Origin of the sequence: Sphingomonas sp. CCH9-F2 (assembly GCF_001556735.1) — a bacterium.
In the GTDB taxonomy this organism is placed as follows: Bacteria; Pseudomonadota; Alphaproteobacteria; order Sphingomonadales; family Sphingomonadaceae; genus Sphingomonas; species Sphingomonas ginsenosidimutans.
In genome coordinates this window covers 1-4,124 of the sequence record NZ_LSJO01000196.1, presented here as the reverse complement: position 1 = coordinate 4,124, position 4,124 = coordinate 1, and the positions used below count along the sequence as shown (strand labels likewise).

Genomic DNA, 4,124 nt, shown 5'->3' with positions numbered 1-4,124 from the left:
CACCGGCATCGCCCGGCGCCTGCGCCGCGACACCCGCCGGGGCCAGCAGCGCCAGCGCCGCGGCCGCGATATACGCCCCCCGCATCACTCCCCCCGCCCGTAATAGCTGCCGAACCGCCCGCGTCCCGGTTCGTAGGATACCGCGTTCAGCACCAGGTGGATTTCGTCGCATCCGTCCAGCAGCTGCACCGCTTCCTGCACGTCACCCTCGGTCGTGCGGTCGGCCCGCACCACCAGCATCACCTGACCGACCAGCAGCGCCAGCACCGATGCCGGCGACGCCGCCAGCGCCGGCGGCGAATCGAACACGATGATCCGCTTCGGGTTCGCCGCCAGCAGCCGGTCGAGCACCTCGCCGGTGCGGGCCGAGGCGAGCAATTCGGTATCCGAATGGCTGCGCTTGCCCGCCGCCAGCAGCGACAGCTGCGGCACGTCGGTGCGGATCACGCACGCCTCCGGGTCGATCCGCGGATCGGCCAGGATGTCGAGCAATCCGGTATGCTCGCCGTCCACGCCCAGCCGCGCCAGCACGTCGGGCTTGGCGAAGTCGGCGTCCACCAGCAGGATCTCGACGTCGCGCTCGGCCGCCAGGCTGATCGCCAGGTTGATCGCGCAGAACGTCTTGCCCTCGCCCGGCTTGCCCGATCCGACCAGGATCGTGCGCGCGCGCTGCCGCAGCGGCCCTTCGGCGACAACCCGCGCCGTCAGCAGCAGCTGGCGCTTCACCAGCCGGAATTCCTCCGCCAGCGCCCCCACCGGTGCGCCGGGCACCAGCATCCCCATCTCGGCCAGCATCGTGCGGTCGATCATCGCCACGTCGCTGGGCGGGGCGATCCATTCGTCCAGTCCGTCGTCGTCGCTGTCCGACAGGAATTCCGCCGGGATCGCCGCCAGCGTGCCGACCGGTGCCGGTGCCGGTGCCGGCCCGGGCACGTCCCGTACCGGCACGGGCGCCGGCTCCTCGGCGGCAATGGGCTCGACCGGCGCTTCGGCGCGCCCGCGCAGATGCGCGTTGAAGTCATAGACGCGCGCCGCGCGCTCGATCAGCGATTCGGGCCGCGCGCTCATGCCGCCATTCCCCGCTGAAGCATTTCCACCCCCAGCAGCGCGACATAGGCGACCGCCAGACCCGCCGCGCCGCCCGCGAACCACGTCAGCTGGCGCCGCCGCCGCTCCGCCTGGGCGCGCGTCACCATCTCGCCGATCGATCCGATCACGGCAATGCCGGTCGCCTTCTCCAGCCGCTGCGCGGTGGCGAAGGTCGCCTGCACGCGCCCGATCGCGAACGCCGCGCCGATCCCCGCCGCCAGCCCCGCCAGCAGCACTCCGGTCAGCAACAGCGGCCGGTTCGGCGCGGTCGGCGTGCGCGGCACGGTCGGCGGATCGATCACGCTGAACTTCACCGCATCGGTCTGCGACTGCGCGCTGCTGCGCAGCTTCACCTGTTCGCGCTGCGCGAGCAGCTGGTCGTACTGCTGTTTGAGGACGTCGTAATTGCGGTCGATATCGCCCTGTTCGGCGGCCACTTCCGGGTCGCCGGCCAGCTTGGAATTGAGCAGGTCCAGATCGCCCTGCAACTGCCGCTTGCGCATCTGCAACGCGGCGACCGCGGACTGCTTGTCCGCCAGCATCGCCTGAAGCGACAGATACGCCGGGTTCGGCACGCTGCCGTCCGCGCCGGCCGCCACCGGCTCGTTGCGCGCCGCCGCCTGCGCCTGCGCCAGCTGCTGCTTCAGCGCGACGACGTCGGGGTGGCTGTCGGTAAAGCCGCGCGCGCGCGCATCGGCCAGCTGCCCCTGCACCAGGGCCAGCCGCGCGCGCGCCGGGCCGACGCCGGGGGCGATCCCGCCGCCGCCGGGCACGCTGCGCTGCGTCCCCGCCATCTGCCCCGAAATCGCCGCCAGGCTGGATTGCGCGGCGGCCAGATCGCCGTCGACCTGGCTCATCTGCGTGCGCGCCGCGCCGATCCGGTCGGCGATTGATCCGGTGCCGGGCAAGGCGCCCAAATAACGGTTCTGGAAATCGGCGCGCTTGCCCTCGGCATCCTGCAGCTTGCGCCCCAGCGCGTCGAGCTGCCCGTCCAGGAAGGTGATCGCCTGGCTGCTCTGGTTCCGGTCCTCGGACAGGTTGGTCTCGACGAACAGGTCGATCAGCTTCTGCGTGATCTGCGTCGCCAGCCGCGGGGTCGCGGCGGTGGTCGTGATCTCGAACAGATTGTCCTGCTGCGCGACGATCTTGATCGCATTCTGCAAACCACCGACGCGATCGGCGACGTCGCGGTCGCTCGACACCGTCTGCGCCAGGTCGGTGCCGCGCACCACCTTCTCCAGGCTGACCGCGCTGGTCAGCGTCTGGCGCACGGTATCGACGTCGCGCGCCGCATCGCTTGCTTGCGACGGGTCGACCCCGGCGGGCAGCACGTTGTTCAGCTGGACGAACACGCGCGCGTGCGATTCGTATTTGCTCGGCATCTGGCTGACGACCAGCCAGCCGGCGATGCACACCGCCCACGCCACCGCCAGCCCCAGCCAGCGGCGCGTCCAGATCGCATGGAGTGCGATCCTGATCTCTTCGATGATCCCGCCCACGGCCTTTAGAACATGCTCTCGGGGATGATGATGACATCGCCCGGTTCCAGCTTCACATTGGCGCTGGCGTCGCCGTCCTTCAGCAGCCGGCTGATCTTCAGCGCGAATTCGCGCTGCTTGCCGGTCGCGCGGTCGTAGCGGATCAGCCGCGCCTTGTTGCCGGCGGCATATTCGCCCAGCCCGCCGACCGCGATCATCGCGTCCAGCAGCGTCATGTTGGCGCGGTACGGCAGGCTGGCGGGCTTCTGCGTCGCGCCGACGATCCGCACCTGCTGGCTGTACGTGCCGGAGAAGCTGTCGACGATCACCGACACGATCGGGTTCTGGACATATTCGCCCAGCGCCAGCTTCATGTCGGCGGCCAGCATCGACGGGGTCTTGCCCACCGCCGGCATGTCCGCGATCAGCGGCGTGGTGATGCGGCCGTCGGGGCGCACCTGCACCTTGGCCGACAGCTCCGGGTTGCGCCACACGAAGATGTTGAGCGAATCGAGCGGCCCGATGACATATTCCTCGCCCGGCTGCTCCTTGGCCGCGACGAAGCTGGCGGGCGGCAGTTCGGGGCGTCCCCCCGCACCCGCGCACGACGCCAGCAGCATCGCTCCCGTCGACAGGGTCAGCATGGTCCTGGAACCACCGGCGAAACGCATCACGATCTCCTCCGCGCACACCGCACCCGCCGGGCGCAGTGCCACCTGCCGCGGATATGGGCGGCAGAGGTGAAGATAGCGTTAGGAAGCTTGCCCCATCTGTCCCGCATTGGGACCGCTTGCGGCACGGCGACGCGGATATTAGGCGGCTTCGCCCGGAGGACACGGCGATGACGCTCGACGATCTGGGGCCGCGGATCATCATCATGGGTCCGTCGAACAGCGGGAAGTCGACGCTGGCGCAGTCGATCGCGCGGGCGCGCGGGCTGCCGGCGGTCCATCTCGACCGGTTGCATCACCTGCCCGATACCGATTGGGTGCCGCGCCCCGCGGCGGCGTTCGCCGCGCTGCACGATGCCGCGATCCGCGGCGATCGCTGGGTGATCGACGGCAATTACACCCGCCTGCTGCCCGCACGGCTCGATCGCGCGACCGGGCTGATCCTGCTCGATCTCTCGACGCCGCGCAGCCTGTGGCGCTATCTGCGGCGGTGCTGGTTCGAACGCGACCGCGCCGGCGGGCTGGCGGGCGGGCGCGACAGCGTGAAGGCCGCGATGCTCCGCCATATCGCGATCACCACCCGCGCCAACCGCCGCCGCTATGCCCGCATGGCCGATACGCTGGCGCTGCCGGTCATCCGCCTCGACACGCCCGCATGCGTCGACGCCTTCTACCGCGCCAACGGCCTGCACCGCTGACGACGGCACGCCGCGTCAGTCGTCGATCGCCACTTCCCACGTCCCGAACCGCACGAAGCCGCTCGATCGCGCCAGCGCCAGCGATGCCGCATTGTCGGTCTGACAGCGATATTGCGGCGCCCATCCCTGTCCGCCCGCCCAGGCCGCGGCGGCGCGCACCACCGCGCGCGCCAGCCCCTGCCCCCATG

The 4,124-nt window shown here is 70.6% G+C and carries 4 protein-coding genes; 1 reads left to right on the top strand and 3 read right to left on the bottom strand.

The window, feature by feature from the left end:
* Positions 1-84 precede the first annotated feature (84 nt).
* Genes AX685_RS05765 through AX685_RS05755 form a run of 3 tightly spaced genes read right to left on the bottom strand, consistent with a single transcriptional unit; the run spans position 85 to position 3,238 of the window.
* Positions 85-1,068: an AAA family ATPase gene (locus tag AX685_RS05765; protein ID WP_066486328.1), complete on the bottom strand. Its 984-nt coding sequence runs from the start codon at positions 1,066-1,068 to the stop codon at positions 85-87.
* On the bottom strand, positions 1,065-2,588 hold the full coding sequence (locus tag AX685_RS05760; RefSeq protein WP_066486325.1) for an XrtA system polysaccharide chain length determinant: 1,524 nt from the start codon (positions 2,586-2,588) through the stop codon (positions 1,065-1,067). Before AX685_RS05760 ends, AX685_RS05765 begins: the two co-directional genes overlap by 4 nt.
* Before the next feature lie 5 nt (positions 2,589-2,593).
* On the bottom strand, positions 2,594-3,238 hold the full coding sequence (locus AX685_RS05755) for an XrtA/PEP-CTERM system exopolysaccharide export protein (RefSeq protein ID WP_066486330.1): 645 nt from the start codon (positions 3,236-3,238) through the stop codon (positions 2,594-2,596).
* Positions 3,239-3,408: 170 nt separating this feature from the next.
* Between AX685_RS05755 and AX685_RS05750 the strand changes: the two genes are divergently transcribed.
* Complete coding sequence (locus AX685_RS05750; RefSeq protein WP_066486323.1) at positions 3,409-3,936, top strand: AAA family ATPase; 528 nt, start codon at positions 3,409-3,411, stop codon at positions 3,934-3,936.
* Positions 3,937-4,124: the final 188 nt, after the last annotated feature.